This window comes from Candidatus Aegiribacteria sp. (genome assembly GCA_021108005.1).
Lineage (GTDB): Bacteria > Fermentibacterota > Fermentibacteria > Fermentibacterales > JCC-6 > Aegiribacteria.
In genome coordinates, this window is record JAIORS010000078.1 from 1 (window position 1) to 2,983 (window position 2,983).

3 protein-coding genes are annotated in these 2,983 nt (G+C 49.2%); all 3 read right to left on the minus strand.

Annotated features, from left to right (window positions below; all coding sequences use genetic code 11):
* The coding region (locus K8S15_04885; GenBank protein ID MCD4775372.1) for a (2Fe-2S)-binding protein at nucleotides 1–530 on the minus strand (530 nt) is incomplete at its 3' end.
* A 6-nt stretch (nucleotides 531–536) separates the two neighbouring features.
* On the minus strand, nucleotides 537–2,447 hold the full coding sequence (locus K8S15_04890; GenBank protein MCD4775373.1) for an NADH-quinone oxidoreductase subunit NuoF: 1,911 nt from the start codon (nucleotides 2,445–2,447) through the stop codon (nucleotides 537–539).
* The coding region (gene nuoE, locus K8S15_04895; GenBank protein MCD4775374.1) for an NADH-quinone oxidoreductase subunit NuoE at nucleotides 2,444–2,983 on the minus strand (540 nt) is incomplete at its 5' end. The genes K8S15_04890 and nuoE, both read right to left, overlap by 4 nt.

A 2,983-nucleotide genomic window follows, 5' to 3' on the forward strand; every position in this document is an offset into this window, starting at 1 on the left:
TTGTAGCAGGCTCCGCATGTCTGGCATTCATCCGATGTTTCATCGAAGGCGGGAGACACGAGCCGTTTGCTTCCTCTGCCTGAGAATCCGAGGACTCCCTTTCCCATCCGCTCTTTGCACATTCGTACACACAGGCCGCATAGAATGCAGTCCTCGTTCTTCGGTTCTATCCGGGTCTGAGTTATACCCATTTCTTCGGCAAGACATTTGATATTCTTTGAATCTGGACACCTTGCGAGCAGGAGTTCCATCATGATCTTTCGGGATTTCAGAACCCTTTCCGTAGATGTCCTTACCGTCATGCCCTCCTGCACAGGGTAATTGCAGGATGTCTGAATGGATACTCTTCCATTCTGTTCAATCTCAACAAGACATAAACGGCAGGAACCGTAGGGAGAAAGCGCCTCGTGATAACAGAGGGTCGGAATGGCTATATCGAGTTCTTTGCAGGCCTCAAGAAGAGTCGTTCCCTTCTCGAATTCTACGGACTGATCATCGATGGTGAGTTTGATCATTTTGCTTTCTTCCATGCCTTGCTACTCCACTATTATCGCGTTGAATTTACATACATCGTAACAGAACCCGCACCTTGTACATTTATCTGAATCGATCAGATGCGGCTCTTTCACTTTCCCGGTTATCGCGTCTGAGGGGCAGTTCCTCGCGCAGAGGGTGCATCCTGTGCAGGCATCAGCATCGATCCTGTATACAACCAGTGCTTTGCACACGTGCGCGGGGCATACGGCCTTTTCTATATGCGCGTCGTACTCGTCCCTGAAATACTCTATGGTGGACAGCACCGGGTTCGCGAGTGTCTGACCCAGCCCGCACTGGGAGGCGTCCGTTACAGCCTCTCCCAGTTCAAGTAGGAAATCGACATCTGAAGGTTTGCCGTCACCTTCTGTTATCCTTGAGAGTATATCAAGCATCAGCTTACTTCCGTCCCGGCATGAAGTGCATTTACCGCAGGATTCGTCATTTGTGAATTCGAGGAAATACCGCGCTATATCCACAACACAGGTATCGGAATCCATAACCACCATGCCTCCGGATCCCATGATTGAACCCGCTTCAGCAAGCCTTTCATAATCCACCGGAAGGTCAAGAAGTGATGCAGGGATGCATCCTCCAGAAGGCCCTCCCGTCTGGACAGCTTTGAACTCCCTGTCATCGGGGATTCCCTCGCCGATTTCGTAGATGATCTCTCTGAGTGATATTCCCATCGGTACTTCTACAAGGCCGTTGTTCCTCACTTTTCCCACAAGCGAAAATACTTTGGTACCCTTTGATTTCTCAGTGCCTATGCCTGCATACCAGCTGCTGCCTTTGGTAACTATCGCCGGGATGTTCGCCCAGGTCTCGACATTGTTGATATTCGTAGGGTTTTCCCACAGACCGGACTCGGAGGGAAAAGGAGGGCGATTCCCGGGTTCCGGAGATACTCCTTCTATAGAATGCATGAGCGAAGTCTCTTCCCCGCAGACAAATGCTCCTGAGCCCTCGCGGATCTGGATATCGAATGAGAACCCTGAATCGAAGATATTCTCCCCGAGCAGACCGTTCTCGTGTGCCTGATCCAAAGCTGCTACCAGTCTTTCAATGGCCAGCGGGTATTCCGTTCTGCAATAAATAAATCCTGTGGAGGCCCCGATAGCGTATCCGCCGATGATCATGCCTTCTATTATGGAATGTGGGTCACCTTCGAGAATCGATCTGTCCATATAAGCTCCGGGGTCACCTTCATCCGCGTTACAGACGATATATCGATCTTCTGCTTCAGTTTTGCGGGTAAATTGCCATTTCAGACCGGTGGGGAAACCTCCGCCGCCCCTTCCCCTCAGACCTGAACATTTGACCTCTTCTATCAGAGCTTCGGGCGACATTTTCCCGAGCACTTTTAAAAGGGCTCTGTATCCGCCCCTCGCGATGTACTCCCCTATAGAACCCGGATCTATTATCCCGCAGTTTCTAAGGGCGATCTTCTGCTGTTTAGCGAAAAACGGGATATCCTCGTACAGAGGAATTTCTGACAGTTCATCCTGTTTTTTTTCAGACAGATCATATTGTCTGAAAACATCATCGAGCAGAAGTTCCTTATCGTACCTGCAGAGAAGATTGACCTTCGGGATTGTAGCGTTTTGAAGCGCGTCCATGAAATCAATGACTATCTCCGGCGTCATTTCGATATACGTCAGCCTGGGAATTCCAGGGATGAAAAGATCGACGATCGGTTCCCTCTGGCAGAAACCAAGGCATCCGGTCTTCGAAAGGACAGCATCTAAATCTGTTTGTTCAAGGATTTTCTCGAATTGATCAAAAACCGCCTGAGCTCCAGTAGCCAGACCGCATGTCGCCATTCCGACGGAGATTCTGATCTGTTCCGGATAAAGCGATTTTAAACCATTCTGTGCGAGCTGATCCAGTATTTTCTTATTCATGGCGCTCATTCGTAATCCTTCAGTATTTTTGAGAGATCATTCAGTTTGACCCTGCCGTAAACCCGGTCATCGATCATGATAGCCGGCGCCAGGCTGCAGCAGCCGATGCACCTTGCCGCCTCCACAGTGAACCTTAAATCTTCCGTTGTGCCTCCGGGTTCAACATCAAGCTCCTCGCATGTGCGCTGCATGAGTTTTTCCGCTCCTTTGACGTAACATGTTGTTCCCATGCAGATGCTGACTTTATGTCTGCCTCGAGGCTCAAGACTGAAGGAATTGTAGAAAGTGGCGATATTGTAGATATCTGTAATACTGATTTCGAGCTTCGTTGAAACGTAACGGATGACATCTTTCGGCAGGTAACTGTAATGTTTGTCTATCTCCTGCAGTACCGGCATCAGATTACCCTGCTGATCAATGTGTTTCTCAAGAATATCCTCAACGATGTCCCTGTCTTTTTTATTCAGTTCTACCTCGTCGATCTCTACAGGATAAATGATCTTTGTAACCGGACAGTTGATAACGCAGGCTCCGCACCCTGTGCA